This window comes from Anseongella ginsenosidimutans (assembly GCF_008033235.1).
Classification (GTDB): domain Bacteria; phylum Bacteroidota; class Bacteroidia; order Sphingobacteriales; family Sphingobacteriaceae; genus Anseongella; species Anseongella ginsenosidimutans.
The window spans coordinates 1,897,560-1,924,055 of record NZ_CP042432.1; the positions used below are offsets into that span (position 1 = coordinate 1,897,560).

Consider the following 26,496-nt stretch of genomic DNA (forward strand, 5'->3'; position numbering starts at 1 on the left):
TCAAGGTTTAAGGTTTGTGGATAAGGTTTCAGGGTTTTGGGTTTTGAATCTTTCTCCCTTTAAGTTGGACCGTTTGAGATACTGAATAAGACTCATGATCATTTTGCTGATGCCGAGAACTTTTCCAACCAGTTCATCAAATTCTTCCCGGGTAATATAGTGGAGATCTAATGCCCTATATAGTTGCGAGCGAACTTCTCCGGCTGATCCCTTTGCAATACCAAGGAATTGCATGAATTCTCCGTTTCCACTTCGCTCCGCCCCTTCGGCAATATTGTCCATTATTGAGCCGCTTGATCTTCTGATCTGGTCCTTCAAGCTGAAATCAGATGCGAATTTTCCCTGCTCCGAAATTTCATAAACTAATTTTGACAATTCCCTTGCCTTTTGCCACACCTCAAAATCTTCAAACCTTCTAACAGTAGCCATCAACTAAAAACTTTTAACTTTGAACCTTAAACTTTGAACTATTTGTATTTGCTTAACACTTCCTCCAGCATTTCAACCGATACATCTTTATATAAGTCCCCGTCAATCATCAATGCCGGGGCGTGGTCACAAGTTCCCAGGCAGGGGTTCGGCAGGAGGGTGAAACACCCGTCCGCGGTGGTCTGGCCGAAACCGATACCCAGTTTATGCTGTAGCTGAGTGCGCAATTGCTCGTATCCCATGACCCAGCAAGAAATACTGTCGCAAAGCAGGATAATGTGCCTGCCCACCGGCTGGCGAAAGATCAGGTTATAAAAAGTGGCCACGCTGTCCAGTTCCTCAGGGGCCACTCCAAGATAAGCAGCGACCTCCCGAAGGCTTTCGTCCGATACCCATCCCCGGTGCTGCTGAATAATTTTCAGCGCTTCAATTCCGGCCGCCTCCTTAACAGGCACCGCCGCAACCTCCCTGTCAATCTGTTCCTTTTCAATCTCCGATAACATCCCCGTAAAAACCTTAAACCTTGAACTTTAAACCTTGAACTTTAAACTTTGAACTTTAAACCTTGAACTTTAAACCTTGAACTTTAAACTTTGAACTTTAAACTTTGAACTTTAAACCTTGAACTAAAAACTGTAAACTACCTATCCACATCCGCCAAAACAAAATCCATCGCCCCCAAAATTGAAAGCAGATCCGCTACCGTATAGCCGCGCGAGATATAGGGAAGCATCTGCATATGTGCGAAGGAGGGCGCTCTTACCCGCACCCGGTAGGGAGAGGTGTTCCCATCGCTGATTAAATGATACCCATTCCATCCTTTGGTTGCTTCAATGCAGCTCATTGCTTCGCCCGGGGGGATCACCGGCCCCCAGCTGACATTCAAAAAATGATTGATCAGGGTTTCAATGTCCTGCATGGTGTGTTTTTTGATGGGTGGGGTGGTGAGGGGGTGGGATGCTTTGTAGGGGCCTTCAGGCATGTTTTTCAGGCATTGGTCGACAATGCGCAGGCTTTGCCGCATCTCCTCGACCCGGACGGCCGCACGATCATAACAGTCTCCGTTGCTCGCTGTGGGTATGTCGAACTCAAAATTTTCGTATCCGGAGTAGGGGCGCTTTTTGCGCATATCCCATTCAAAGCCGCAGGCGCGCAGCCCGGGGCCGGTGACTCCCCATTCAATGGCCTCTTGCAGGGTGAAAATGCCGATGCCTTTTGTGCGGGCTTTGAAAATGCTGTTCCGCATGACCATCTTATCGTATTCCCTGAGCTTTTTGGGGAAATAAGCGACGAATTCCCTGACGGGCGTTTCCCAGCCATCGGGAAGATCCTGCGCCACGCCGCCTATGCGGAACCAGTTGGGATGCATACGCCCACCGGTGATCGCTTCTACAATGCTGAATACTTTTTCGCGGTCGGTGAACATGTAAAAGACCGGAGATAGCTGACCCACATCCTGGGCAAAGGTGCCGTACCAAACCAGGTGGCTGGCGATGCGGAAGAGTTCGCAGAGCATTACCCGGATGGTTTGGGCCCGCGGGGGACTTCAATGCCGGCCAGTTTTTCAACTGCCAACAGGTAGGCAAGGTTATTCATTACCCCGCCCAGGTAATCGATACGGTCGGTATAGGGAATGTAAGTATGCCAGGATTGACGCTCTCCCATTTTTTCTGCGCCGCGGTGATGAAAGCCGATTTCGGGTACAGCGTCCACGATCTCTTCGCCATCAAGCTGCAAGACGATCCGGAGTACGCCATGCGTGCCGGGATGCTGCGGGCCGATGTTGAGGAAAAGAAAGTCCGAATCTTCCGACTGCGTTTTTAATCCCCAGTCGGCCGGTTTGAATTTCAGGGATTCCTGTGCTGCGTCCTGCTTTTCGTCCCAGAGACGGAATGGGCCCATTTCGGTGGCCCGGGCGGGATGCTCCTTCCGGAGCGGGTGCCCTTCCCAGGAGGAAGGCATTAAGATGCGGCGAAGATGGGGGTGGCCCTCAAAGCGAATGCCGAACATGTCGAATACTTCCCGTTCATACCAGTTCGCTGAAGGCCAGATAGCTGTCGCGGTGGGATGGGAGGGATAGTCGCCTTCCAGGCCCACCTTTAATCGTAAAAAGGCGTTTCGTCCGAATGAGAATAAATGATAGACGACGGTAAAATCGAATTTGGCGCGCCCGTTAAGGTCTTTCCCGAAAGCCCGCATATCAATGGCGCTCAGGTCGTACAAAAGTTCATAGGGTTGTTCGATCCCTGTTTTGAGCCAGGTTAGCAGTTCTACGATCTTCCCCTGCGGCGTCCAGTAAGTGGGCGTCTCATCCCGGGTGGTTTCGGGCTCTACGGAACCTTCACCAAAGCGGGAGCTTAGGGCCGCTGAAAGATCAGCGTACATGGGTTTATATTTCGTCGGGCGAACGCAGCGTCGTCATTTCCTTTCGCTGTGCGCGCTTTAGTTCTTTCATGGAGATCTTGTCCGGTTTTACAATGCCCTGCTCGCCGATCATCCAGCTAAGCGGGCGTTTTTCTTTTCCGACAGCATCACGCAGGAGCAGCAGCCCCTCCATAAAGGCGTCCGGACGGGGCGGGCAGCCGGTTACATACACATCCACGGGCATGAATTTATCCACTCCTTGTACCACGCTGTATATATCATACATGCCGCCTGAATTGGCGCAGGAACCCATGGAAATGATCCAGCGCGGTTCCATCATTTGTTCATACAGTCGTTTGATCACGGGAGCCATCTTAATAAATACGGTCCCGGCAATGATCATGACATCTGCTTCCCGGGGCGTTCCCCGGATGACTTCCGCGCCAAAACGGGCAAGATCATACTTCGGCGTCATACTGGTGGCCATTTCGACGAAACAGCAGGATAAGCCGAAATGAAAAGGCCACATAGAATTTTTTCGGCCCCAGGCGATCAGTTTGTCCACCGAACTTAGCATGACGCTTTGTTCGACTGCTTCTTCCATGGTACCTGTTCCTTTCAGGGTTTCGATGGGATCGTCCGGTTTACTAAGCCACCATTTCATTTTTTTATTTCAAAGTTTATACACCAGGGCTGCTTATGTTCACTATGGGGTTCGGAAGGGGGGGCTGCTTCCGCTCACTTCCCGGAAGGGAGCCCTGCTTCCGCCTGCTTCCCGGAAAGTTGACTCCGGATGCTGCGACTCAGGGCGATATGCTTCTCGGAGTGTTTTCCTGTAGCCCTTTAGAATTCTTTTACCGTCCGGCCCGAAATTCAGGGCGCCGTTGCGCCACTCGTAGACAAGCACGACCAGTAATATGAAAATGAATACACAAATGCTGATATAGCCCGGCCAGCCAAGGTCCTCAAAGGCAATGGCCCAGGTGATGATGAAAACAGCTTCTACGTCGAAAATGACGAAAAGCATAGCTACCATGTAAAATTGGGATGGAAACCGAAGGCGGGCGGTTCCGGTACTGACGATGCCTGATTCATAGGGTTCCCCCCTTGCCCGGTCATTGTGGTGCTGACCGAGTACATAAGACAGGCCAAGGATCAGGCCTACCAGCGCGAAAACAATCGCTGTATAGACCATAAAAGGCCATATCTGAGTCGTATTGGCTACAGAACTTTCCACTTGCTTCGCCTCCCCGCGAAATAGTTGGAGTTCTCTTATATAAAGCTATTGAAAAGCTATAAAATTCCTTTTATCGACTCTTGGTTTCCGCACTATTCGTTTGCTTGGGCTGCTGCTTACGCTGGCGCCCCTTGGGAAACGGCGGCGTCACGAACGTTCCGGCCTCACTAAAGATGAAGATAGCTAATTACTTGTAATTGCCAAAATATCCGGAAGTTTTCATTGCTATCTGCGTCCGGTAATGTACCCTTCCAGGTTTTCGATGATGTACTTTTGCTCATCGATAATAAATTTTACGACGTCCCCAATGGAAATAAGGCCGATGAGTACGCCTTCTTCTATTACGGGAAGGTGCCGGATCCGTTTATCGGTCATTTTCTGCATGCAATATTCGATGGTATCGTCCGGGCAAACCGTTTCCGGGTGTTCGGTCATGATCTCACGGATAAATGTTTCCCGCGAAGCTTTACCTCTCAGAATTACTTTCCGGGCATAATCCCGTTCGGAAAAAATACCGACAAACCGATGCTCTTCGGTTACCATCAAGGCGCCGATATTTTTTTCCACCAGCATTTCCAGCGCATCGTACACCGTACGGCCGGGATGAATGGAGAAAACCTCATGGCCTTTTGACTCGAGTATATTCCTTACTTTTCCCATGACTTACCTCCTTTATTGGTCTAGTAAAAATTATTTCGGCAGCTTTATTTTATTGAAGATAGAATTTTAAACAGTAAAAAACAAGGGGCGGATACAATAGTAACTTTTTTGTTACTTTTTCAATTAAATACTAAACCGTTTAACTTTAATCGCTTAAATGCTAACTTTAGAGGTCTTAAATTGAATAAACGAAGAATAGCTTAGAAAATTAAATCTCAACTCATGAAAGGAAAGAATACGGATAATGGCTCCGGATTTAGCAGGAGGAATTTTATAAAAGGAGGCGCGGCTGCGGCCGCCGGGTTCATGATCGTACCACGACATGTACTCGGCCGCGGCTTTACTGCTCCGAGTGATAAGCTGGTAGTTGCAGGGATCGGCGCAGGCGGAAAGGGAGAAAGCGATATTAATAATTTTTATAAGAGCGGCAACGCGGAGATCGCATTCCTTTGCGACGTGGACGACCGGCAGGCAGCCGCGTCCCGAAAACGCTTTCCTAAAGCGGAGTACATTCATGACTGGAGGGAACTGCTCGACAAGCACGCGAAGAAGTTCGATGCTGTGTCTGTTTCCACTCCTGACCATAACCATGCAATTATAGCCCTGGCGGCAATGCAATTGGGCAAGCATGTTTACGTGCAAAAGCCGCTTACGCATGATATATATGAAGCGCGGATATTAACCGAAGCTGCGAAGAAATACAAGGTGGTGACCCAGATGGGTGACCAGGGGGCTTCCAATGACGGCGTTCGTGAATTAAAAGAATGGTTTGAAGCCGGAATTATCGGCGATGTACATACTGTTCATTGCTGGACCGACCGGCCGGTATGGCCCCAGGGAATTCCATGGCCTTCGCAGAAAGCGGAAGTGCCTAAAGAACTGAACTGGGATCTTTGGTTGGGAACGGCTCCCTATAAGGATTATATTGAAAACCTGGTGCCTTTTAACTGGCGCGGCTGGTGGGATTATGGTACAGGTGCTTTAGGCGACATGGGCTGTCATATTATCGGCCCTGTGTTCAAGGTGCTTGAGCTGGGCTATCCTACGGAAGTGAATTGCAGTGTGAGTACCATCTATGAAGGAATATTTAAAAGGGCCAATTATCCGGATAGCGGGCCTGTGTCTTCTTCCGTGCATTTTAAGTATAAGGGAAAAGACGGCAAGGATATCGAACTCAACTGGATGGACGGCGGCATTCAGCCGGAACGGCCGGAGGAACTGGGACCGAATGAAATAATGGGTGACGGCGGAAACGGCGCTATTTTCGTTGGAACAAAAGGGAAAATGATGTGCGATACCTACGGAAGGAACGCACGCCTGCTCCCTACATCCCGTACGGAACAAGTGAAGGTGGCCGAAAAATACAAGCGGGTGGAAGGCGGCTCAGAGGGCCATTATGCCCAATGGGTAAATGCATGCATTGCCGGACACGGCAACATGGAAGTCAGCTCTCCTTTTGAGGGATATGCAGGCCCGCTTACGGAATGCATCCTGATGGGGAACCTCGCTATCCGCAGTTTTGACCACCCGGTGCCCAATAAGGACGGAGACGGCCATAGCTTCCCGGGACGGGGCATTACCCTGCAATGGGATGGTCCTAACATGAAGGTAACCAATTTTGATGCGGCTAACCAGTTTGTAAAGCGCGAATACCGCGAGGGCTGGTCGCTGGCAAAAGTATAAATGATCCGTTTGACGCTGTCAAACATATGAACCAGAAAGGCGCCCTGTTGCATAAACGGGGCGCCTTTCTGGTTATTTAATGATCCTCCAGCTGATGGGATAGCGGTAGGGCTTGCCTTCATTGGCTTTGATAGCGGCCATGATCGCGCATACCAGGCTCAGTATCCAGCAGGCGAAAAGGATAGGTATGCCAATTAAAAAGGGCGCCAGGAGCCCGCCGGCTATATAACCCAGGAAAATAGTGATCTGGAAATTCAGGGCTTCCTTTCCGTGGTGGTCCACAAATGCCGAGTCATCTTTTTTTACCAGCCAAATGATAAGCGGTACCAGGAAACTGGCTATAATAGTACCCAGATGGGCGAAAACGGCAAAAAGGCGGTCATCGCTGTTAACGGAATTCCAGGGGGGCGGAGTTTGATCTGACATATTACTTGAATATTTATTTAAATATACAATTATTTTTATTTGGCTAATCCCTTACCTTTGCGTGTACCATCATACATTTTACACTCATCAAATAAAATACTATGCAATACGATGTTGTAGTTATCGGTTCAGGCCCCGGGGGCTATGTGGCGGCTATCCGCTGTGCGCAACTGGGTATGAAAACTGCTGTTGTAGAACGCTACCCGTCTTACGGCGGTACCTGCCTGAACGTGGGCTGCATCCCTTCCAAAGCTTTGCTTGATTCGTCGGAACATTACCACAATCTGGAAAAGAATTTTAAGACGCATGGTATTGAAGCCAGCGGAGTAAAGCTTGATTTTGGCCGCATGATCGCCCGGAAGGAAGAAGTAGTAAAGCAAAGTACCGATGGGATCGCTTACCTGTTCCGGAAAAATAAAATTGATGCTTTCCAGGGCCACGGATCCTTCGTTGACAAGAACACCATCAGTATTAAAGGTGAGGACGGAAAGGAAAAAACTATCCAGGCGAAAAAGGTGATCATTGCTACCGGGTCAAAACCTTCTTCCCTGCCTTTTCTCAAAATTGATAAAAAACGCATTATTACCTCTACGGAAGCGCTCACCTTAAAGGAAGTTCCCAAGAACCTGATCCTGATAGGCGGAGGCATCATCGGGCTGGAGCTGGGCTCTGTTTACGCCCGGCTTGGCGCCAATGTAACCGTTGTGGAATACCTGGATACGATCATTCCTACCATGGACAAGCAGCTGGGCAAGGAATTGCTGAAAAGCCTGAAAAAACTGGGAATCAATTTCCTTCTGAGCCATAAGGTGACCGGCGCCTCTGTCAAAGGAAAAACGGTCACCCTCACCGCTGACGATCCCAAGGGGAACAAAGTGGAACTGAAAGGAGATTACTGCCTGGTTGCGGTGGGGCGTTCCGCCTATACCCGGGACCTTGGCCTGGAGAAAATCGGGATCCAGCCGGAAGAGAAAACGGGGAAGGTACCGGTGAACGAGCATCTTGAAACATCGGTGGAAGGCGTTTACGCTATTGGCGACGTGATCAAGGGCGCTATGCTGGCCCACAAGGCAGAGGATGAAGGGGTTTATGTTGCCGAAAGGATGGCCGGCCAGAAACCGCATATAAATTATAACCTTATTCCGGGCGTTGTTTATACCTGGCCGGAAGTAGCCTCGGTTGGAAAAACAGAGGAAGAACTTAAAGAGGCAGGCGTACCCTATAAGCAAGGTTCCTTCCCGTTCAAGGCCAGCGGCCGGGCGCGCGCAAGTATGGACCTGGATGGTTTCATTAAAGTACTTGCTCACAAGGAAACTGACGAACTGCTGGGTGTGCATATGATCGGCCCCCGCGCTGCGGACATGATCGCAGAGGCCGTTACCGCCATGGAATTCCGGGCGTCGGCCGAAGATATTGCCCGCATCTGTCATGCCCATCCCACTTATACTGAAGTTTTCCGGGAAGCTTGCCTGGCGGCAACGGACAACCGGCCCATACATATTTAAGGTAAGGACTGTATGGTCTTCCAGGAGAATAAGTCACTGCGGGAATACAATACCTTTGCTGTTCCTGCTGTTGCGCATCGGTTTATAGAAATTAACCGGAAAGAGGACCTGCCCGCTTTGTTTTCCGCGAAAGATCTGCTGAAACTCCCTCTGCTGGTACTCGGCGGGGGAAGCAATCTCCTGTTCACCGGCGATTACCAGGGGACTGTCCTGAAAATGAACATACAGGGCGTCTCGGCAGAGCAAAAGCAGGAACTGGTTTTTGTAGAAGCCGGGGCGGGTGTGCCCTGGAACAGCCTGGTTATTTATTGCGTAGACCGTGGCTACGCAGGTATCGAAAACCTTAGTTTGATTCCGGGTTCCGCAGGTGCGGCCCCTATCCAGAATATCGGCGCTTACGGCGTGGAACTCAAAGACGTATTTGATTCGCTCGAAGCCTTTGATACCCAAACAGGAGAATTCAGGCGTTTTAACAGGGAAGAATGCGAATTCGCCTACCGGGAAAGCGTATTTAAAACCAAGTATCGCGGCCGTTTCATCGTGACTTCCATCCGGTTAAAATTGTCGACAGTCTTTCATCCCAACATTTCCTACGGGGCAATAGAAACTGAACTTCAGAAAAGGGATATCAGGGAACCAAGCCTTAAAGATATCAGCCAGGTGGTTGCTGACATCCGGGTTGCCAAACTGCCAGATCCGCAAACCATTGGGAATGCCGGCAGTTTTTTTAAGAACCCGATCATCAACAGTGACGAATTTGAGCGCCTGAGGAAGAAATTCCCGGATGTGGTTAATTTTTCCATGTCCGAAGGCCGTGTCAAAGTGGCAGCCGGCTGGCTGATCGAGCAATGCGGATGGAAAGGGAAAAAAGTAGGTCATACAGGCACCTGGAAAAACCAGGCATTAGTCCTGGTGAACCATGGAAGCGCTTCCGGAAAGGAAATTTATGACTTCTCCGAACAGATCATCGGCTCGGTTTATGACAAATTTTGCGTGATACTGGAACGTGAAGTTAATATCATCTGACAATTTTGTACTGGTACATTTGTTGAAGTAAGATACCTGTTTTGGTTAAACAAAAGGGGCGCTTGGGGTTTTTTGTTTAAAGAATTTGTAATATTTGTTTTACATATTTGGGAAATTACGAAGCAGGCCCTATATTTGTTTAACCAAACAGAGGAAAACATTAAACACCATGACAAAGACAGAATTCAATACGTTGGTGCTTCATCAGACAGGTTCTCTGAAAATGTACGCACTTAATTTTACAAGGGATACCGAAGATGCCAACGACCTGGTTCAGGATACCTTGTTAAAGGCGATCACTTATTACGATAAGTTTAAAGAAGGGACTAACCTCAAAGGCTGGTTATACACGATCATGAAGAATACCTTCATTAATAACTACCGGCGGGTGGTGAAGATGAATTCCCTGGTTACCAAATCGGATGAAATTCCTTCTTCCAGCCTGCTGCACAGCGCTACGAGGAACGGCGCAGAAGGTAAGTTCGTAATGAAAGATATTAACGATGCGCTGGAAAGCCTTCCGGCCGAATATTACGTACCCTTCACTAAATACTATACAGGGTTCAAATACCATGAGATTGCCGAGGAACTTGATATTCCTATCGGCACAGTAAAAACCCGAATCCACGTGGCCCGGAAATTGCTTAAAAAGAAGTTAAAGGACTACGATCAGGTACACCGGGAAGTACTTATAGAAGAAGCTGCTTAATAAGCGGTTGTTTGCTGGAATGGGGGTCTTTGCGATTAACGCGGAGACCCCTTTTTTTTTGTGCGCCCGGTTGCGCAAAAAAATGCATCTTTGGGACGCTATGCCATTATCATTAAAGGAGCTTCCGGTTTATACGCGTTCGCAGCTTGCTTTGCGAAATGGGCAGGATAAGCCGCAGGTATGGGTTGCGTTTCGCGGGATTATTTATGATGTCAGCGGGAGTACACTTTGGAGGACCGGACAGCATTATGAACATTGGGCGGGGCAGGACCTTACCGGTGAGATGGAAGACGCTCCTCACGGAGAGTGGGTCTTTGATGGCTTTGAAAAGGTGGGACAGCTCCTTTGAATGACAAATCCTGCCTGCTTGCGTAAACCAAGAATCTAAAAGCTCGAAACGGAGAAGCTGGATAATTCTGCGAGCTGGTTTACGCGGGCGTTTATTTCTCCGGGGCTAAGGTTCTTAATTCGTTCCGTGCCAAATTTTTCTACGCAGAAGGAGGCCATCGCTGAACCATAAATTACCGCCGTTTTCATGTTTTCGAAGGAAATGTCGCCGGTTTTTGCCAGGTAACCGGTAAATCCGCCGGCAAAAACGTCCCCGGCCCCCGTGGGGTCGAATACTTCTTCCAGGGGGAGAGCTGGCGCGGAGAAAACCTTGTTTTCCTGGAAGAGCAGGGCGCCGTGTTCGCCTTTCTTTATGACAAGGGTACGCGGGCCCATTTTCATGATCTTGCGTGCAGCTTTCAGCAGGGAGTATTCGCCGGCCAGCTGACGTGCTTCTTCATCGTTGATGGTGAGGAGGTCTACCATTTTCAGGACGTCCAGGAGGTCGTCGAGCGCGGTATCCATCCAGAAATTCATAGTATCGAGTACGATCAGCTCCGGTCGTTTGCGGAGCCTTTTTATGACCGTGCGCTGCACGGAAGGGGTGAGGTTTCCCAGCAGGAGGTGCCGGCAATCCTGGTAGCTTTCCGGGATAACCGGGTCAAAGTCAGCCAGCACATTCAGTTCAGTAACCAGGGTATCGCGGGTGTTCAGGTCTTGCTGGTATTTTCCGGCCCAGAAGAAGGATTTTTCTCCTTCCTTTACCTGGAGGCCCTCCGTTGTGATTCCATGACGGTGGAAATCTTCAATGTCTTCCCGGGGGAAATCGTCTCCGACAACAGCCACGATCTTTACTTCTTTTGAAAAATACGAAGCAGCCAGGCTTGCATAGGCTGCGGCTCCGCCGACGATCTTACCTGTTTTTCCAAAGGGTGTTTCTATACTATCGAAGGCAACGCTGCCTATTATTACTAAACTCATTCTGTGTTTGTTTCTGTTTGTTCAAACGGTTTTTCTATATCCAGTATGACCTTCCAAAGCCCCTTCTTATCTTTTCTCCATATGCGGACATAATTAAAATGCTGATCGAAGCGGGAAGTCCGGATATTTTCATAATAATAGCCGGTGCCGAAAGTATAGGCAATATCGCGGACAAGGCTCAGGTACCCGTCTCCGGTCGTATACGCATATTTCCCCTTCATCTGGAGCAGGTGTTTCATCGCTTTTTCCCTTCCGAGCATGGGCTGGTAATTCTCCCGGTAGAGCTGGACGCTGTCGTCGAAAAATTCCTTGTACCCAAATTCCAGTCGGCCCGCTTTCATAGAAACATTGAACAGCTCATCGGAATCAAGCAGGATTTGTTTGGATTTCACGAGTTCATAGGCCGGGGTAATGGGGATATCGCCGGTGATACGCTGCTTGTAGTTGATCGTCCGCATGGCCGCGGCCCCGGCATGGTTCACGCTTATATCCAGGATGATCTCCCAGCTGTCCCGGTACGATTTGCGGCGCCATATAGAAACATAATGGCCGGTGGCCGAGGGCTTTTTGTCAGTAATATGATCGCGTAATTCAAAAGGGCCCGTAGTATAGCCCAGCAGGCCATCGTCGGAGACTTCCGCCCAGGCGGGAAAGCGGAACAGGCCGGCGCTGTCTGCTTCCTGTTTCCGGTAATGATCAGGGCCGTTAGCAGCATCCGGTGTGAATACCATGCTTTCCCGGTCCAGGAATTTGGTGTAGGCCTTCCGGATGCCGTCTTCCTGCAGCGCCAGGGCGAATTCCTTGTCGGTGTTCACCAGCGAGAGTACGATCTCCGGACGCTGGCCCAGGACGGTTCCGCTTAGTAAGGCCAGCAGGCCGAATAGTAAAATGATCTTTTTCCCTGTCATTCGCTGAATAATAGCTTTCAAAAATAGGAAAACAGTTTGGATTTACGGGACAGGGGAGGCTCCGGCTGCGGCTGTCAGCCTGCAGGGTACCCGGCCGGCACTCAGGCCCTGCTCCAGTTCGTGCCCTCCTTACCGTCATGAAGGAGGAAGCCTGCTTCCAGTAAGCGGTTCCGGATCATATCCGCCGTAGCGAAATCCTTTCTCTCCCGGGCTTCTTTGCGGAGGTCGATCAGGATCCGGATACTTTCGTCAAGGCCTTCTTCCGTCTGCTGTTCTTCCTGTAATCCGAATATATCAAAGAGAAACAGTTTGTATATTTTCTTTAACCGCTCCAGGTCGGCGGCGGTAATACTTTCTTTGCCGTCATTTATGGAATTGATGACACGGGCTGCGTCGAACAGCTCGGCTATGGCTACGGGACTGTTAAAATCGTCGTTCATCGCAGCGTAACAGCGTTCCTCCAGTGCCGGGATATCGTAATTGGAGTTGTTTCCCGGCTGAATCCGGTCCAGCAGGGCGGCGGCGGCCATCAGGCGGCGCAATCCTTTTTCGGCGGCTTCCAACGCCTGATTTGAAAAATCAAGCGTGCTGCGGTAATGGGCCTGAAGCATGAAAAAACGGACAGTCATCGGGCTGTAGCCCTTGTTTAGCAGGGGATGGGTGCCTTTGAACAGTTCATGAGGCAGAAAGCTGTTTCCCAGCGATTTCGACATTTTTTGCCCGTTCACCGTGAGCATATTGGTGTGTATCCAATAATTGGCCGGGTTTTCGTCACAGCAAGCGACATTCTGCGCGATCTCATTCGTATGGTGGGTAGGGATCAGGTCAATTCCCCCGCCGTGTATATCGAATTTCTCGCCAAGGTATTTATTGCTCATGGCCGAACATTCCAGGTGCCAGCCCGGGAAGCCCATTCCCCAGGGCGACGGCCATTGCATCAGGTGCTTTCCTTCTGCCCTGATCCACAAGGCGAAATCGAGGCGGCCTTTTTTTTCATCCTGACCGCCAAGTTCCCGGGTGTTTTCCAGCAGGTCTTCCAGTTTTCGCCCGCTGAGGATACCGTAGTTCTGCTGTTGATTGTATTTTTCTACGTCAAAGTAAACGGTGCCGTTGACTTCGTATGCATAGCCTTTCGTCATGATCTGCCTGATCATCTCAATTTGTTCAATGATATGGGCGGTTGCCGCCGGTTCTATGCTTGGCGGAAGGACGTTAAACGTCCGCATTACTTCATGAAAGTCTACCGTATATTTCTGGACTACTTCCATAGGTTCAAGCTGCTCCAGCTTAGCCTTTTTGGAAATTTTATCTTCGCCGTCGTCCGTGTCGCCCTCCAGGTGCCCGGCATCGGTTATATTCCTGACGTACCGGACTTTGTAGCCAATATGCTGCAGGTACCGGAACAGGAGATCGAAGGAAATGAATGTCCGGCAATTGCCCAGGTGAACATCGCTGTAAACGGTAGGGCCGCATACGTAAAGCCCCACGAAAGGGCTTTTTATGGGTTTAAACAGTTCTTTTTGCCTGCTTAGCGAGTTATAGATGGTTAATGGTTGCATTATGGTGTTGGCTTGCGGCCTTGGTTCAAAGTTCAAGGTTCAAAGATTTTTTTTCGGGTTTTAGTTTCAGAGCGCTGGTAATGGGATAATGGTCGGATAATTTCTTTTTCATGATCTTGTAATTGAGTACCTCGAAAGAATCCTCATCGCATAAAATATGATCTATTTGAAAATTGGGGAAAGCACCTGCGTAAGTAATGGAATAGCCGCTGCCTTTTTTGCTGAAGGCGCTTTGCAAACCCTCATTGCGAATGGTTTGATAAGCGTATGACATAGGGGTATCGTTAAAATCTCCGCAAACAATTACCGGGTAAGGGCTTTCGCGGATTAGACGGGCCACGGTTTCCGCCTGGCCGGCGCGTTCTACAAAAGCTCTTTTGAGGCGTCCCCCTATCCTGCGTGAAGAACTCATGTCCGGTTCCAGCTTGTCCTTTACCTTTGAAAGATACCGGTAATCTTCGGGCTGAAAACTAATAGACTGAAGATGGAGGTTAAACAGGCGTATCTTTTGACCCCTTACGGTGATGTCCGCGTAGATGCAGGAATTGTAACTTTTATTCTCTGCAAAATGAACGGCCTCCTTATTTTCAATGGGATACTTGGAGAAGATGGCGAGGCCCCTGGTCTCAAAATCATTTCTTTTCACCACTTCCACAAAATAATGGCTGGTTCCAAGGATGTTTAATAAACTATCGCGTATATCAAAGGAACCTTCCGGACGGGTATAAAATTCCTGGATGGCAATGATATCCGGATCGGCTTCTTTAATGAGGCCCAGCATGCCGGTCTTCTTTTTTCACTAAAATGTTTTCCATACCGGCTGAAACTATGTGAGTTGTAACTCATAACCTGCAGTGCGCTGTCAGGCATGGGTTCATTGGACGGAAAGCGGAAGCCAAAATGCTGACGGTGGAACGGGAGCCCCGCCAGGAGGATTGCCAGCGGCAACCAGAAGCGCCTGCTCCTGCGGAAAAGCCATAAAAAAAGGAAAAGAAGGTTCAGCAGCACCAAAAAAGGATATGCCAGGCCGAAAAAGGCGATGGGCCAAAAGCTGGATGGGCTAATGTAGGGCGACAGGTAGCTTAGCAGCAATCCTGCTCCGGCAACCAGGTAAAAGGCCAGGACAAGATTGCTGAAGAATCCGCGTTTCTTCCTTTTTCTTCTTCGTCCCATTAATCTTTGCCGCTTGCCCTGAATAATTTATTTTTTTCTTCCGCAGTCAGGCTTTCATAACCCGATTTGGATATTTTGTCCAGTATGGCGTCAATTTCGTCCTGCTGGCTGACAGGCCTGGGAGAGCTGTTTTTCCGGTCCTTATTGCTGTATTTTACCTTCAGAGGTGGCCTGCGCTTAAAAACAGACCCCAAGCCCCCAACGACCTTAATGAAGGGCTGCGACCAATCGTTCCCTTTCCGGAGTTGCTTTATAAATACGAAGCCAAACAAGGCGCCTCCCAGGTGGGCGATCATTCCGCCGGGATTGGAGCCGGCAATGCTTAAAAAGTCAAAAATAACCAGCACCAGGGCAATATACTTCAGTTTGACAGGGCCAAGCAACAGCAGGAAAAACGTATAGTCCGGCAGGAGGGTGGCGCAGGCCACCAGGATGGCCATCACGCTGGCCGAGGCGCCCACGAGAAAAGCAAATTCAAGCTGGTCCCGCAGGTACGGAAAGATATTATAACTGATTATATAAAGCAGTCCCCCGGTAATCCCTCCCAGGAAATACAAGCTGATGATCTTTTTACGGCCCAGGTATTCTTCCAGCAAAAGCCCGAACCAGAACAGGAACAGCATATTAAAAAGAATATGGAAGAGCCCGGCGTGCAGAAACATATAAGTAATAATGGTCCAGGGACGGGTAATCAAAACGTCCAGGGAACCGGGAAGGAAGAGGTAGTCATGATAAAAATCGGCCAGGATGCCCGTACGGAAGAGCAGCCGCTCAAAAATAAACAGGATATTAAAGAGGAGGAAAAGCCCCACGTTTACCGCGATAAACTCGTAGGTTACCTTCCCCGATTGCCGGATGTTTTGCTTTAGCTCACTCAAAAAGCTCATAGATCAATAGCTATTGCGTTTAATAAAATCGCTTCGGCTTACCTGTATTCCATATCTTAATCAGGATAAACCCGGTCACCAGCCCGCCTATATGCGCAAAATGCGCCACATTGTCTCCCTCAAAACGCGCGGCCCCCATAAATAGTTCGATCAATCCATACAAGATAACAAAATATTTAGCTTTAATGGGGATGGGAAGAAAGATCATCATCAGTTCCACATTCGGGAACATCATGCCAAAGGCGAGCAGCAGCCCGAAAACCGCACCGGAAGCGCCCACCAGGGGAGCATTCCCAAGGGTGAACAACTCAAGGGAGAAGGCGTCCGGGCAGCGGTAAGCGTCCGCCAGAATTTCGCATCCCCCCGTATAGGGTGCGGTCACGAACCCGCCCGTAAGCTGGTAGATCTCGAAAGCATTTACTCCCATTTGGATGACCAGCGCGCCAAGGCCTGTGTATATATAATACTGGAGGAAACGCTTGGGCCCCCATACGCTTTCAATGGCGCTCCCGAACAGGAAAACAGCATACATATTGAAAAAGATATGGAAGAAGCCGCCGTGCATGAACATGTACGTGATGGGCTGCCATACCTTAAAAAATTGAGAATCAAAATAATGGGCGCCGAACGTGTTCATCATGAAGGTTTGGTCAACCATCACGGTGGCAAGGAAGAACAGGCCGTTGATGATCAGCAGGTTTTTTACTACTACTGGCATGCGGGGTGCGAAAGAGGGTCTGTAGTTCATAACTTTTCAAATCGTTTTGCTAATTCGTCCAAGCCAATGGTAATAAAGGTTGGCTTGCCTGAAACGCTTGTCTTGGGCATTTTGCAGGCAAATAATTCATCAATAAGCCGGTTCATCTCTTCCCGGTTCAGCCGGGTGCCGGCCTTCACAGCGGCGTTTTTAGCCAGGGAGCGGGCCAGGTTGTTTCTCTTATCGAGTTTCAGCAACGCAAGGTTCTGCTTGTAATCTTCCACCAGGCTCTCCAGCGCCTTGTCTTCATTGCCCTCGGCAAGATCAGCCGGGCTGCCGTCTATAATTATAGTGGTTTTTCCGAATTCCCGGAAATCGAAACCCAGGGCCTTGATTTCTTCCTGCAGTTCCATGACCAGCGAGAAGTCCCCGGGGCTTAATTCAACCGTCCTCGGGAACAGGTTTTGCTGGCTGGAGCCCTTTTTGTTTTCCAGTTGCTGCAAATATCGTTCATAGAGGATCCGTTCATGGGCTGCCTGCTGGTCAATAACAATGCAACCCGATTTAATGTGTGAAAGAATGTATTTCTGATGAAGCTGATAAGTTTGTAATTCCTGCAGCGGGTTATCGCCCCCTTCTTCCGCAGCAATCAGTGCGTTTGCCGGCGGAGGCTCTTCCGCGCGGCTGACGCTGTAAAGCTGTTCCCAGTTCCCGAGGTTGAGCCGGGGGGACTGATAACTTCCTTTGGAAGATGAAAAAGGATTAAAGTCCGGATCCACCCGGACAACGGGAGGGATGATCTCCGTTGGATTTTGCCGGAACTCCACCAGGTTTTGATCGGCCTCGAAATCAAGGGAAGGCGCAATATTATACCTGCCAAGGGAGCGTTTAACGGCCGACCGGATAATTGCATACACCGGTTTCTCATCTTCAAATTTAATCTCCGTTTTGGTAGGATGTACGTTCACATCAATGGCGGCGGGATCTATGCTGATAAACAGGACATAAAACGGAAAGCTGCCCGGAACCAGCAATTCTTCGTAAGCGTTCATTACTGCATGGTGCAGGTACCCGTCCCTGATATACCGGTTATTGACGAAAAAAAATTGTTCGCCCCTGGTTTTCTTTGCGTAATCCGGCTTGCCGGCAAATCCCTGCAGGCGGATGATATTCGTGTCTTCTTCCACCGGCACCAGCCTTTCACTATACTGATGACCGAAGACATGTACGATCCGCTGCTTGGGACTTGCTTTTGGCAGATGGTAGACTTCCTGCCCCTCATGATGCAGGGAGAAGAACCGGTCGGGATGCGATAAGGCGATCCGGAGAAACTCATCAATGATGTGCCGCATCTCCACGGCATTGCTTTTCAGAAAGTTACGCCGGGCAGGGATATTGTAGAACAGGTTCTTTATACTGATAGTGGTTCCCTTAGGGCACTGGCAGGGTTCCTCCCTGGTAATGCTGGACCCTTCGGTCTGGATCAGGATACCTATTTCATCTTCCTCCCGGCGGGTTTTCAGTTCTACCTGTGCAATGGCTGCCATGGAAGCAAGCGCTTCGCCCCGGAAGCCCATGGTACGGATAGAAAAAAGATCTTCCGCTTTGCTGATCTTGGAGGTGGCATGGCGTTCAAAACAGATATGCGCGTCACTGGCGGACATACCCTGTCCATCATCGCTGACCTGGATGAGTGCCTTCCCTGCGTCCTTTATGATCAGGCGGATGGTGGAAGCGCCTGCATCAAGAGCGTTTTCCATCATTTCCTTCACCGCAGAGGCCGGCCGCTGGATCACTTCTCCTGCCGCAATCTGGTTGGCTACTGAATCTGGTAGTAAATGGATGATATCAGGCATTAATTTTTATCCGGGCCGTAAATTTATCTATAAATTTGTTAGTTTGCCAATCATTATGAAAGGTCTTTACATATCCTTCCTTCTGACGCTCCTGTTTCCCGCCCTGGATTCCGCCGCACAGAAGCGTCCGGTGGGATACGTGGATCCTTCCGTCATTGAACAAGCAAGGCAAAAGGCGGGAACATCTTATGAAGAATGGGCTGCCACGGAAGAATCACTCACACTTCTTAACAATGAAGAAGGGCTGGTGCCGGTACAGGAAGTACTGCCGGGCCGCATAGCAGCCGTGAGCATTGTATCAAATGAAGAGTTCCAGGCAAGCAAGGAAATGAAAGATGTTCATTTCAATACTTTCCTGGATCATATATCGAATTATACGCCGGCAAGCCTGTTCCTGCTGCCGAATGATACGACTACGGTGGTCTTCGGCGAGGTGATCGCCAGCCTGGAAAGGTTTCCGATGGTGATCGTCGGCTTGCATACCGATTCCCGGGCCTGGGCGGACAATTACGGTATCAGCCCGCAGGCCCTCTTGTTCATTGAGCAGCTGAGAGCCTCCCACCAGGTGGTACTGGCTTATTTCGGGAATGTGCAGGGCCTTGGAAATTTTGACGGGTACGGCCCCCTGGTTTGGGCCCCTTCGGATAACGAAGCGGCCCGCAGCCTGAGCCCCCAGCTTATTTTCGGCGCCTTTCCTGCACACGGAAAATTGCCGGCCGGCGTAGGAGAAGTATTCGAAGCGGGAGCCGGGGATACTACAGAAGCTATTAACCGGTTAAAATATACGCTTCCCGGGGAACTGGGCATCAATCCGCGCGACCTGGACGAGATCGATTCCATCGTGACGGAAGGGATCAGGGCGAAGGCCTTTCCCGGCGCCGTAGTGATGGCGGCCAGAGAAGGCAAAGTGTTCTACTGGAAGGCATTCGGGCACCACGAATACGGCATGGAGAAAACCTGGCTGCCGACGAGCAAAAACGACGTATTTGACCTGGCCTCGATCACGAAAGTAGCTGCAACCCTGGTGGCTACCATGGATCTGCAGGAAGAAGGGAAAATTGACCTGGATGAAAAGTTCGGCACTTATATTCCCGCTGCCGCTGCTACGGATAAAAAAGAAATTCTCATCAAAGAAATACTGACCCATCAGGCCGGCCTCATTCCTTTTATCCGGTTCTGGGTGCCGGCGCTGGAAACACAGGGAGTGTTCAGTTCGGATTCATCGGCAAACCATCCCTACCGGGTAGCCGAAGGCATGTACATCCAAAAAGATTATTTTAAAGAAGTAATGTGGAAGGAAATGCTGGAAACGCCCCTTCGTTCAAGGGGTGAATATGTTTACAGCGACCTGAGCATGTATTTTATGCGGGCCGTGGTTGAAGAAGTGGCCGGCGAACGGATAGATCATTACCTGTCCCGTGAATTTTACCGTCCGCTCGGTTTAAGCACCATGGGCTTCCTGCCGCGTTACCGGCTTCCGCTGACTCAGCTGGTACCCACCGAAAATGATACGTATTTCAGGATGCAGCTTCTCCTGGGCGACGTCCATGACCAGGGAGCCGCCATGGCAGGCGGGATTTCCGGCCATGCCGGCTTGTTCTCCAATTCCAACGACCTGATGGTGATAGGGCAAATGCTGCTGAACGGGGGCTTGTACGGCGGGCGGCAATACCTGGAAAGTGAAACGGTGGAGTTATTCAATACGCCTCCCTACAAAGACAACCGCCGCGGCCTCGGATTTGACAAACCGCGCCCCGACCCCTCTTCCGCCCTGATGAAAGCGGGCGTTTCGCCGGAAACATTTGGCCATACGGGTTTTACCGGCACCTGCATCTGGGTTGATCCCGAATCGGATATCGTCTATATCTTCCTGTCCAACCGCGTAAACCCAAGCGCCGATAACTGGAAATACAACGAAATGGAGATCAGGCCGCGAATACAAAAAGTGATCTATAACAGCTTCAAGTAAGGCCGGCGCTGCGCAGACCTTGGGGTATTCGCGATGAGCGAATACCCCAAGGTCAGGCGCTGCGCCTCCGCATGTCTTTCCATCTCAGGCCGATTTTTGGGATCCCGGGCGCCGAGCGCGCCCATCCCCCTAGCTGCAATCCCTGAATTTATTCCAGTTTGGTTTGCCCCTGCCGGCTTGCTTGGTTGGTTTTGTGTGCGATTTGCAGGCATGCACGCTGCGCCGTCTGTCCCTCATCTGTTTGTGTGCGCGATTTGTGTTCGGGGCGCTGCGCCGGACTTGTGTGTCCGATGTGCGTGTACAATTTGTGTGCGCAATTGGTGTGCGGGGGGGGCTGCGCCGGGGCTTGCCTGCCCGTGCGAGCGAACTTCGACTTTCAGGGCGGGCGCGCTCAGCGCCCGGGATCCTGAAAATCGGCCTGAGCGAGTCCGGTCAGGCAAGCCCCCTCGCAGCAGAGCGGAGGCAGGGAAAGTAACAGCAAAGCGACGCAGCGACCGTAGCCGCAAAGGGTCGGCAACGAAAGTAACAGCAAAGCGGTGCAGCGGAAGTAGCCGCAAAGCAGCGGCAATGGCCGGCAACGCGGCGACAGCAGCAGCGGCGCAAGCAGCGCAGCGCGCTTCACAATTCAAAAACAAATTATATAAAACAAGGGTTATCCTATTTATGAAAATAGGAATAGTATGCTACCCCACTTTTGGAGGGAGCGGAGTAGTAGCCACCGAATTGGGCAAAGCCCTTGCCGATAACGGGCACCAGGTCCATTTCATAACCTATAACCAGCCAGCCAGGCTGGATTTTTTTTCTGAGAACCTGTATTATCATGAAGTGGCTGTGTCGCAATACCCGCTATTCCAATATCAGCCTTATGAGTCCGCCCTGGCCAGTAAAATGGTGGACGTGGTAAAGCATGCCTGCCTTGATATTCTGCACGTTCATTATGCAATTCCGCATGCTTCGGCAGCGTTTATCGCTAAACAGATCCTGGCAGCAAATGGCATTGATATCCCGGTGATCACTACCCTGCACGGAACGGATATTACGCTGGTCGGAAAAGACCGCACATATAACCCGGTAGTTACTTTTTCCATTAACCAGTCGGACGGTGTAACGGCCGTATCGGAACACCTGAGGAAGGATACCTATGAGCATTTCGCCATTACCAAGGATATCCGGGTGATCCCTAACTTTATTGATCTCAACCGGTTCAATCACCAGGTCAGAGACCATTTCAAACGAGCTATTGCGCCGGAAGGGGAACGGATCTTTATTCATACTTCCAATTTCCGGAAGGTAAAACGCGTAAAGGATGTCGTGCTTATTTTCGATACAGTGCTGAAGAAACTGCCGGCCAAGTTATTGCTGGTAGGGGACGGTCCTGAACGGGCGCCGGTAGAAGAACTCTGCCGGGAGCTGGATATCGCCGATCATGTTCGTTTCCTCGGTAAACAGGAATCTATTGAAGAGCTGCTTTCGGTTTGCGATCTTTTCCTGATGCCTTCCGAATCGGAAAGTTTCGGCCTTGCGGCATTGGAAGCGATGGCCTGCAGCGTGCCGGTTATTTCCTCGAATACCGGGGGCTTGCCTGAACTCAACGTGGATGGAGAAACCGGTTTTCTCCTGAATGTTGGCGATGTCAGTAAAATGGCAGAAAGGGCGATCTATATCGTTGAGGACGAAGACCGCCTGCAGCAATTCAAGAAAAACGCCCTCGCCCGCGCACGCAAATTTGACATCAAGCTGATCATGCCAATGTACGAAGATTACTACCGTGAAATTGCCGGATTATATCCCGAACGGGTGAAGAATTGCGATTCTATCGCGTGAAAACGCTTCCCGGGTTTCGTTTTGCATGGCCCGGAAAGCATTTTTCCGTAGCCTTCAGCTATTTGAGCAGGTACTTCAACTGGATAACCTCATTATCTTTGAGAAAACGCCATTTCCCCCTGGGAAGGTCTTTTTTCGTAAGGTTGGCGTACAATACCCGATCAAGTTTGATAACCTGGTAATCAAGGAATTCAAAGATCCGGCGTACTATACGATTTCGTCCGCTGTGAATTTCTATTCCAATTTCTTTTTTTGAGCCCCCTTCCACATAGGCGATGTCATCGATCTTTACCGGCCCGTCTTCCAGGGTCAGGCCGTCCTTGATCTTTTGCAAGTCTTCTTCTTTCAGCGATTTATTAAGCGTTGCATAATAAACTTTGGGAATACGGTTTCGGGGATGGGCAAGCTTTTCTGCCAGGTCGCCGTCATTGGTAAGCAAAAGTAGGCCTGTCGTGTTCCTGTCCAGCCGCCCCACAGGGTACACACGTTCATTGCTGGCTTTTTTAACCAATTCCATGACGGTCCGGCGTTCCTGCGGGTCAGAAGTTGTCGTAATATAATCTTTGGGCTTGTTCAGCAGTACGTAAACAAAACGCTGCGGTTTGAGCAGCCGCCCGTTAAATTTTACCTTATCGCCGGGCATTACTTTATAACCCAATTCAATCACAGGCTCGTCATTTACGGTTACCGCGCCGGCAGTAATAAGTTCATCTGCTTTTCGCCGGGATGCGACGCCTGAGCTGGCCATATAACGGTTCAGGCGGATAGAACGATCATCGGAACGCTTTGCGCCGGTTGCGGGTTCTTTCCCGGTTTTAGCGCCTTTGGCGGCTCCGAAACCTTTACTCGTTCCGGCGCCCTTTGCAGCAGCCCCTGGTTTGCCTGGCCTGGAAGCCGCGCCCGTATCATCCTGCCTGGAAGCAGCCCTGCGTCCGGCGGATCGGGAAGCAGCTCCTGTTCTCTCCGGCCTGGAAGCAGCCCCTTGCCTGGAAGGCGCGCCGGGTCGGCCCGGTCTGGAAGCAGTTCCAAGTTTTGCCAGTCCCGAAACAGCGCCTGGCCTGGAAGTAGTTCTGCGTTTTGCCGCTCCCGAAGTCGCTCCTGGTGTGGCCGGCCTTGTATTTCCTGTTTTTCTTTTTCCCCTAACTGGCAGTTCGTCAGGGCTTTCGCTGGAAAATGGGGAGTTTGTTCCCCGTTTTTTCGATAAACTTCCCCTTTGCTTCTGCTCCGGGCCTTTTCGTTTTCCTGACGGGAGCTTGTCATCACGACCGTTCCTTTTGTTTCTCATTTTCAATCAATTAATTTTTGCAAAGCTACGATAATTATGAATGCTTTTTTGCGGCTAAGCCGTTTTTTAAAGCGAAAGGTGTTGCCTGACTGCCGGCCGGATCCGCCTGGCCGCGAAAAAATGCAAGACGGTTTTGTTCTCCGCGAGGCGGACGGAAGAAGTTCCCCTCCGGCCGGTATGGCATGAAGCTTGCAAGGGACTGCGGAAATTCTTGGAAAGAATTGATTTTTAATGATTTTGGAATAAAAAAATTGCAATGATCAAGCGATACCTGCTATCGAGCGTTGCGCTACTTATAATCCTTTCGTTTAACAAGCTCTTTTCTTATCCGGAGCCCGGCAAAGCCGCCGGCCCGGAGAAAGAACGGACGGCCCGTATTGCGGAAAAGGCTCCTGATGTCTCAAGGAATGAACTCCTGACTGCGGAAGCAGCCGGCTTTCCAGTAAGGCTTAGCTTTGCCGGTGAGCCCATACCCCTGGAAAACCAACGGGTATTTAAGAAAATGGATTACGCGCTCAGAAAACATTATCGACAGCTTGCCCTTAATAAGAAGTTGATGGAAGGGAATCCCCGTACGATGTCGGTCATTGACCGTATCCTGGAGAAGCATAAGATCCCTGAAGATTTCCGGTATTTGCCCGTTATAGAGAGCCGGCTCAGCAGAGCTACCTCGCATAAAGGAGCGGGAGGGTACTGGCAGTTTATGCCTGCTACGGCGCGGGCGCTGGGCCTGGTCGTGAACGACGAGGTGGATGAACGGAACGACCTGGTAAAATCCACCATAGCCGCCTGCAAATACCTGAAAACGCTTTACCGCGAACTGGGTTCCTGGACACTGGCGGCAGCGGCCTATAATATCGGGCAGGGAAAGCTCCAAAAGGAATTGAGGAGACAGGACACCGGAAGCTATTATTTCCTTGACCTCAATGCAGAAACTGAACGTTACCTGTATCGCCTGGTGGCTATGAAGGAATTACTTAATAATCCTTCGAGGTACCGGGAAGTTTACGGTAACTGATGCCTGAAATTTTTAAGGCTTATAAACTTTTCGGGGAATAACTCGTTATTTTGCAACACATGAGCGAGTTAATTCCGGACCTGGGCGAACAGGCCAATGTTGAGGTGTATGGCGCCAGGGTACATAATCTGAAAAATATAGATGTTTCTTTTCCGCGCAATAAGCTGGTGGTGATTACCGGCCTGAGCGGGAGCGGCAAATCTTCCCTGGCATTTGATACAATTTATGCCGAAGGACAGCGTCGGTATATCGAGACATTCGGGGCTTATTCCAGGCAATTCCTGGGAAGTCTTGAACGGCCGGACGTGGATAAGATATCCGGCCTGAGCCCCGTAATTTCCATCGAACAGAAGACCACCTCACGCAATCCCCGGTCCACGGTAGGAACGGTTACGGAGATTTATGATTTCATGCGTTTGCTTTTTGCCCGGATCGCCGATGCTTATTCCTACAATACGGGTGAGTTGATGGTGAAAATGTCGGAAGACGAAATCATCGGCGTGATCATGAAACGGTTTGAAGGGCAGGCCGTGAATATTCTTGCACCCGTGGTTAAAGGCCGGAAGGGGCATTACCGGGAATTATTCGAGCAAATAAGAAAGCAGGGATATCTTAAAGTCCGCCTGGACGGAGAGATAAAGGATGTTGTTCCCAAAATGCAGGCAGATCGCTATAAGATTCACGACATTGAGATCGTGGTGGATCGCCTGGAGATCAATTCCGCCAACCGCAGGCGCCTGGCTGATTCGGTTCGTTCGGCCATGAAGCAGGCAAAAGGTATTATTAAAGTAAGCGACCCTTCGGGCCAGGAGTTCCACTACAGCAAATTCCTGATGTGCCCCACAACCGGGATTTCCTACGACGAACCTCAGCCGAATACCTTTTCCTTCAATTCCCCTTACGGGGCCTGCCCGCAGTGCGGCGGACTCGGTTACGTAATGGAAATAGACGAAAAGTCGGTCATTCCTGATCCTTCGCTCAGCATCATGCAGGGCGGCCTTGCCCCCTGGGTGAATTCCGCCAGATCTGGATATTCCAGATATTGCAGGGGCTTGGTAAAAAGTATAATTTTTCCCTGGGCGCTCCCATCGGGAAACTGAACGAGGACATAAGACGGATCCTGTTATACGGTACCGACGAAATCATCCCGGTAGAAGTGGCTTATAACAAGGAATATAAGCAAACCTACCAGGTCCATTTCGACGGGGTCATAAAAATGATGGAAGAGCAGCAGAACCGGCGCGACGATGAAAAGGGCAGCTTGGATGATTTTCGATCCATTAAAGCCTGTCCTTCCTGCGATGGCGCCCGTCTGAAAACGGAATCGCTTCATTTCAGGGTGCTGGATAAGAATATTTACGAGCTGAGCTGCATGGACATCCGCCTGCTGGATAAATGGTTTTCCTCGGTGGGGGAACAGTTAAGCGAACGGAAACAGGTAATTGCCCGGGAGATCCTGAAGGAGATCAGGTCAAGGATTGGTTTCCTGCTGGATGTCGGGTTAAATTACCTTACCCTTGACCGCCCGGCCAGGACCTTGTCAGGAGGAGAAGCCCAGCGTATTCGCCTCGCCACGCAAATCGGCTCTCAGCTGATGAACGTGCTTTACATCCTGGACGAGCCCAGTATCGGCCTGCACCAGCGCGATAATGAACGCCTTATTACCGCCCTTAAAAACCTTCGGGATATAGGAAATACGGTATTGGTGGTGGAACACGACAAGGATATGATCCTGGCCGCTGACCATGTGATAGACATGGGCCCTGCGGCCGGCCTGCATGGCGGGGAAGTGGTGTCGGAAGGAAATTACCGCGCCTTGCTGAAGGCTACTACTGTCACTACCGATTATCTGAGCGGCAGGAAAGAAATTGCCGTTCCTGCTAAACGCCGGGAAGGAAACGGGAAATCCTTGGTACTTGAGGGGCGGCAGGACATAATCTGAAAGACGTTTCCGTAGAATTCCCCCTGGGAAA

25 protein-coding genes and 1 pseudogene are annotated in these 26,496 nt (G+C 50.3%); 9 read left to right on the forward strand and 17 right to left on the reverse strand.

Features of this window, described 5'->3' with window-relative positions:
* The 7 genes from FRZ59_RS08015 to FRZ59_RS08040 form a co-directional block, all read right to left on the reverse strand.
* Positions 1 to 429 (reverse strand): four helix bundle protein, encoded by a 429-nt coding sequence (locus FRZ59_RS08015; protein ID WP_132129401.1) that lies wholly within the window; start codon positions 427 to 429, stop codon positions 1 to 3.
* A gap of 38 nt (positions 430 to 467) precedes the next feature.
* A complete protein-coding gene (nuoE, locus tag FRZ59_RS08020; RefSeq protein WP_132129402.1) occupies positions 468 to 932 on the reverse strand; it encodes an NADH-quinone oxidoreductase subunit NuoE in 465 nt (154 codons plus the stop codon).
* 137 nt (positions 933 to 1,069) lie between these two features.
* The gene (locus tag FRZ59_RS19960; protein ID WP_262713171.1) at positions 1,070 to 1,945 is read right to left on the reverse strand and encodes an NADH-quinone oxidoreductase subunit D-related protein; all 876 of its coding nucleotides are present in this window, start codon (positions 1,943 to 1,945) and stop codon (positions 1,070 to 1,072) included.
* The gene (locus FRZ59_RS19965) at positions 1,945 to 2,814 is read right to left on the reverse strand and encodes an NADH-quinone oxidoreductase subunit C (RefSeq protein WP_225975243.1); all 870 of its coding nucleotides are present in this window, start codon (positions 2,812 to 2,814) and stop codon (positions 1,945 to 1,947) included. Before FRZ59_RS19965 ends, FRZ59_RS19960 begins: the two co-directional genes overlap by 1 nt.
* Before the next feature lie 4 nt (positions 2,815 to 2,818).
* Entirely contained in the window at positions 2,819 to 3,457 is a 639-nt protein-coding gene (locus FRZ59_RS08030) for an NADH-quinone oxidoreductase subunit B (protein WP_132129404.1), read from the reverse strand.
* A 42-nt stretch (positions 3,458 to 3,499) separates the two neighbouring features.
* A complete protein-coding gene (locus tag FRZ59_RS08035) occupies positions 3,500 to 3,988 on the reverse strand; it encodes an NADH-quinone oxidoreductase subunit A (protein WP_132129405.1) in 489 nt (162 codons plus the stop codon).
* Positions 3,989 to 4,255: 267 nt separating this feature from the next.
* Complete coding sequence (locus FRZ59_RS08040) at positions 4,256 to 4,690, reverse strand: CBS domain-containing protein (protein WP_132129406.1); 435 nt, start codon at positions 4,688 to 4,690, stop codon at positions 4,256 to 4,258.
* 222 nt (positions 4,691 to 4,912) lie between these two features.
* On the opposite strand from FRZ59_RS08040, the gene FRZ59_RS08045 reads away from it, so the two are divergent.
* A complete protein-coding gene (locus tag FRZ59_RS08045; protein WP_132129407.1) occupies positions 4,913 to 6,373 on the forward strand; it encodes a Gfo/Idh/MocA family protein in 1,461 nt (486 codons plus the stop codon).
* A gap of 72 nt (positions 6,374 to 6,445) precedes the next feature.
* Here FRZ59_RS08045 and FRZ59_RS08050 read toward each other — a convergent pair whose 3' ends face one another.
* The gene (locus tag FRZ59_RS08050; RefSeq protein ID WP_132129408.1) at positions 6,446 to 6,799 is read right to left on the reverse strand and encodes a DUF4870 domain-containing protein; all 354 of its coding nucleotides are present in this window, start codon (positions 6,797 to 6,799) and stop codon (positions 6,446 to 6,448) included.
* A gap of 101 nt (positions 6,800 to 6,900) precedes the next feature.
* Here FRZ59_RS08050 and lpdA point away from each other — a divergent pair, with 101 nt between their 5' ends.
* The 4 genes from lpdA to FRZ59_RS08070 all read left to right on the forward strand — a co-directional run bounded on the left by lpdA (position 6,901) and on the right by FRZ59_RS08070 (position 10,388).
* Entirely contained in the window at positions 6,901 to 8,304 is a 1,404-nt protein-coding gene (gene lpdA, locus FRZ59_RS08055) for a dihydrolipoyl dehydrogenase (RefSeq protein ID WP_132129409.1), read from the forward strand.
* 12 nt (positions 8,305 to 8,316) lie between these two features.
* The gene (murB, locus tag FRZ59_RS08060) at positions 8,317 to 9,330 is read left to right on the forward strand and encodes a UDP-N-acetylmuramate dehydrogenase (RefSeq protein ID WP_132129410.1); all 1,014 of its coding nucleotides are present in this window, start codon (positions 8,317 to 8,319) and stop codon (positions 9,328 to 9,330) included.
* A 169-nt stretch (positions 9,331 to 9,499) separates the two neighbouring features.
* Positions 9,500 to 10,039 (forward strand): sigma-70 family RNA polymerase sigma factor, encoded by a 540-nt coding sequence (locus tag FRZ59_RS08065; protein ID WP_132129411.1) that lies wholly within the window; start codon positions 9,500 to 9,502, stop codon positions 10,037 to 10,039.
* Positions 10,040 to 10,139: 100 nt separating this feature from the next.
* Positions 10,140 to 10,388, forward strand: coding sequence for a cytochrome b5 domain-containing protein (locus tag FRZ59_RS08070; protein ID WP_132129412.1), 249 nt, complete (start codon positions 10,140 to 10,142; stop codon positions 10,386 to 10,388).
* A 35-nt stretch (positions 10,389 to 10,423) separates the two neighbouring features.
* Here the strand turns inward: FRZ59_RS08070 and FRZ59_RS08075 are convergent, their stop codons facing one another.
* From FRZ59_RS08075 to mutL, 8 genes are all read right to left on the reverse strand, one after another.
* Entirely contained in the window at positions 10,424 to 11,347 is a 924-nt protein-coding gene (locus tag FRZ59_RS08075; protein ID WP_132129413.1) for a PfkB family carbohydrate kinase, read from the reverse strand.
* On the reverse strand, positions 11,344 to 12,255 hold the full coding sequence (locus tag FRZ59_RS08080) for a hypothetical protein (RefSeq protein ID WP_132129414.1): 912 nt from the start codon (positions 12,253 to 12,255) through the stop codon (positions 11,344 to 11,346). Before FRZ59_RS08080 ends, FRZ59_RS08075 begins: the two co-directional genes overlap by 4 nt.
* Positions 12,256 to 12,356: 101 nt before the next feature.
* Positions 12,357 to 13,817, reverse strand: a complete 1,461-nt coding sequence (gene cysS, locus FRZ59_RS08085; protein WP_207910297.1) for a cysteine--tRNA ligase — start codon at positions 13,815 to 13,817, stop codon at positions 12,357 to 12,359.
* A gap of 22 nt (positions 13,818 to 13,839) precedes the next feature.
* Entirely contained in the window at positions 13,840 to 14,595 is a 756-nt protein-coding gene (locus tag FRZ59_RS08090; protein ID WP_147698274.1) for an endonuclease/exonuclease/phosphatase family protein, read from the reverse strand.
* A complete protein-coding gene (locus FRZ59_RS20090; RefSeq protein WP_489884329.1) occupies positions 14,496 to 14,987 on the reverse strand; it encodes a hypothetical protein in 492 nt (163 codons plus the stop codon). Before FRZ59_RS20090 ends, FRZ59_RS08090 begins: the two co-directional genes overlap by 100 nt.
* Complete coding sequence (locus FRZ59_RS08095; protein ID WP_132129417.1) at positions 14,987 to 15,874, reverse strand: rhomboid family protein; 888 nt, start codon at positions 15,872 to 15,874, stop codon at positions 14,987 to 14,989. The genes FRZ59_RS20090 and FRZ59_RS08095 overlap by 1 nt, the downstream gene beginning before the upstream one ends.
* Before the next feature lie 19 nt (positions 15,875 to 15,893).
* Positions 15,894 to 16,622 (reverse strand): rhomboid family intramembrane serine protease, encoded by a 729-nt coding sequence (locus tag FRZ59_RS08100; RefSeq protein WP_132129418.1) that lies wholly within the window; start codon positions 16,620 to 16,622, stop codon positions 15,894 to 15,896.
* Positions 16,619 to 18,427: a DNA mismatch repair endonuclease MutL gene (mutL, locus tag FRZ59_RS08105; RefSeq protein WP_132129419.1), complete on the reverse strand. Its 1,809-nt coding sequence runs from the start codon at positions 18,425 to 18,427 to the stop codon at positions 16,619 to 16,621. Before mutL ends, FRZ59_RS08100 begins: the two co-directional genes overlap by 4 nt.
* Before the next feature lie 55 nt (positions 18,428 to 18,482).
* On the opposite strand from mutL, the gene FRZ59_RS08110 reads away from it, so the two are divergent.
* Together FRZ59_RS08110 and bshA are read left to right on the forward strand one after the other, a co-directional pair.
* Positions 18,483 to 20,396, forward strand: coding sequence for a serine hydrolase domain-containing protein (locus tag FRZ59_RS08110; RefSeq protein ID WP_158640567.1), 1,914 nt, complete (start codon positions 18,483 to 18,485; stop codon positions 20,394 to 20,396).
* Between the two features lie 663 nt (positions 20,397 to 21,059).
* Complete coding sequence (gene bshA / locus FRZ59_RS08115; RefSeq protein WP_132129421.1) at positions 21,060 to 22,220, forward strand: N-acetyl-alpha-D-glucosaminyl L-malate synthase BshA; 1,161 nt, start codon at positions 21,060 to 21,062, stop codon at positions 22,218 to 22,220.
* 58 nt (positions 22,221 to 22,278) lie between these two features.
* On the opposite strand, the gene FRZ59_RS08120 is transcribed toward bshA, so the two are convergent.
* Entirely contained in the window at positions 22,279 to 23,505 is a 1,227-nt protein-coding gene (locus tag FRZ59_RS08120; protein WP_132129422.1) for a pseudouridine synthase, read from the reverse strand.
* 256 nt (positions 23,506 to 23,761) lie between these two features.
* Between FRZ59_RS08120 and FRZ59_RS08125 the strand changes: the two genes are divergently transcribed.
* Complete coding sequence (locus FRZ59_RS08125; protein ID WP_132129423.1) at positions 23,762 to 24,523, forward strand: lytic transglycosylase domain-containing protein; 762 nt, start codon at positions 23,762 to 23,764, stop codon at positions 24,521 to 24,523.
* A 506-nt stretch (positions 24,524 to 25,029) separates the two neighbouring features.
* Positions 25,030 to 26,465: pseudogene (locus tag FRZ59_RS19970) on the forward strand (excinuclease ABC subunit UvrA).
* The last annotated feature ends 31 nt before the right edge of the window (positions 26,466 to 26,496 follow it).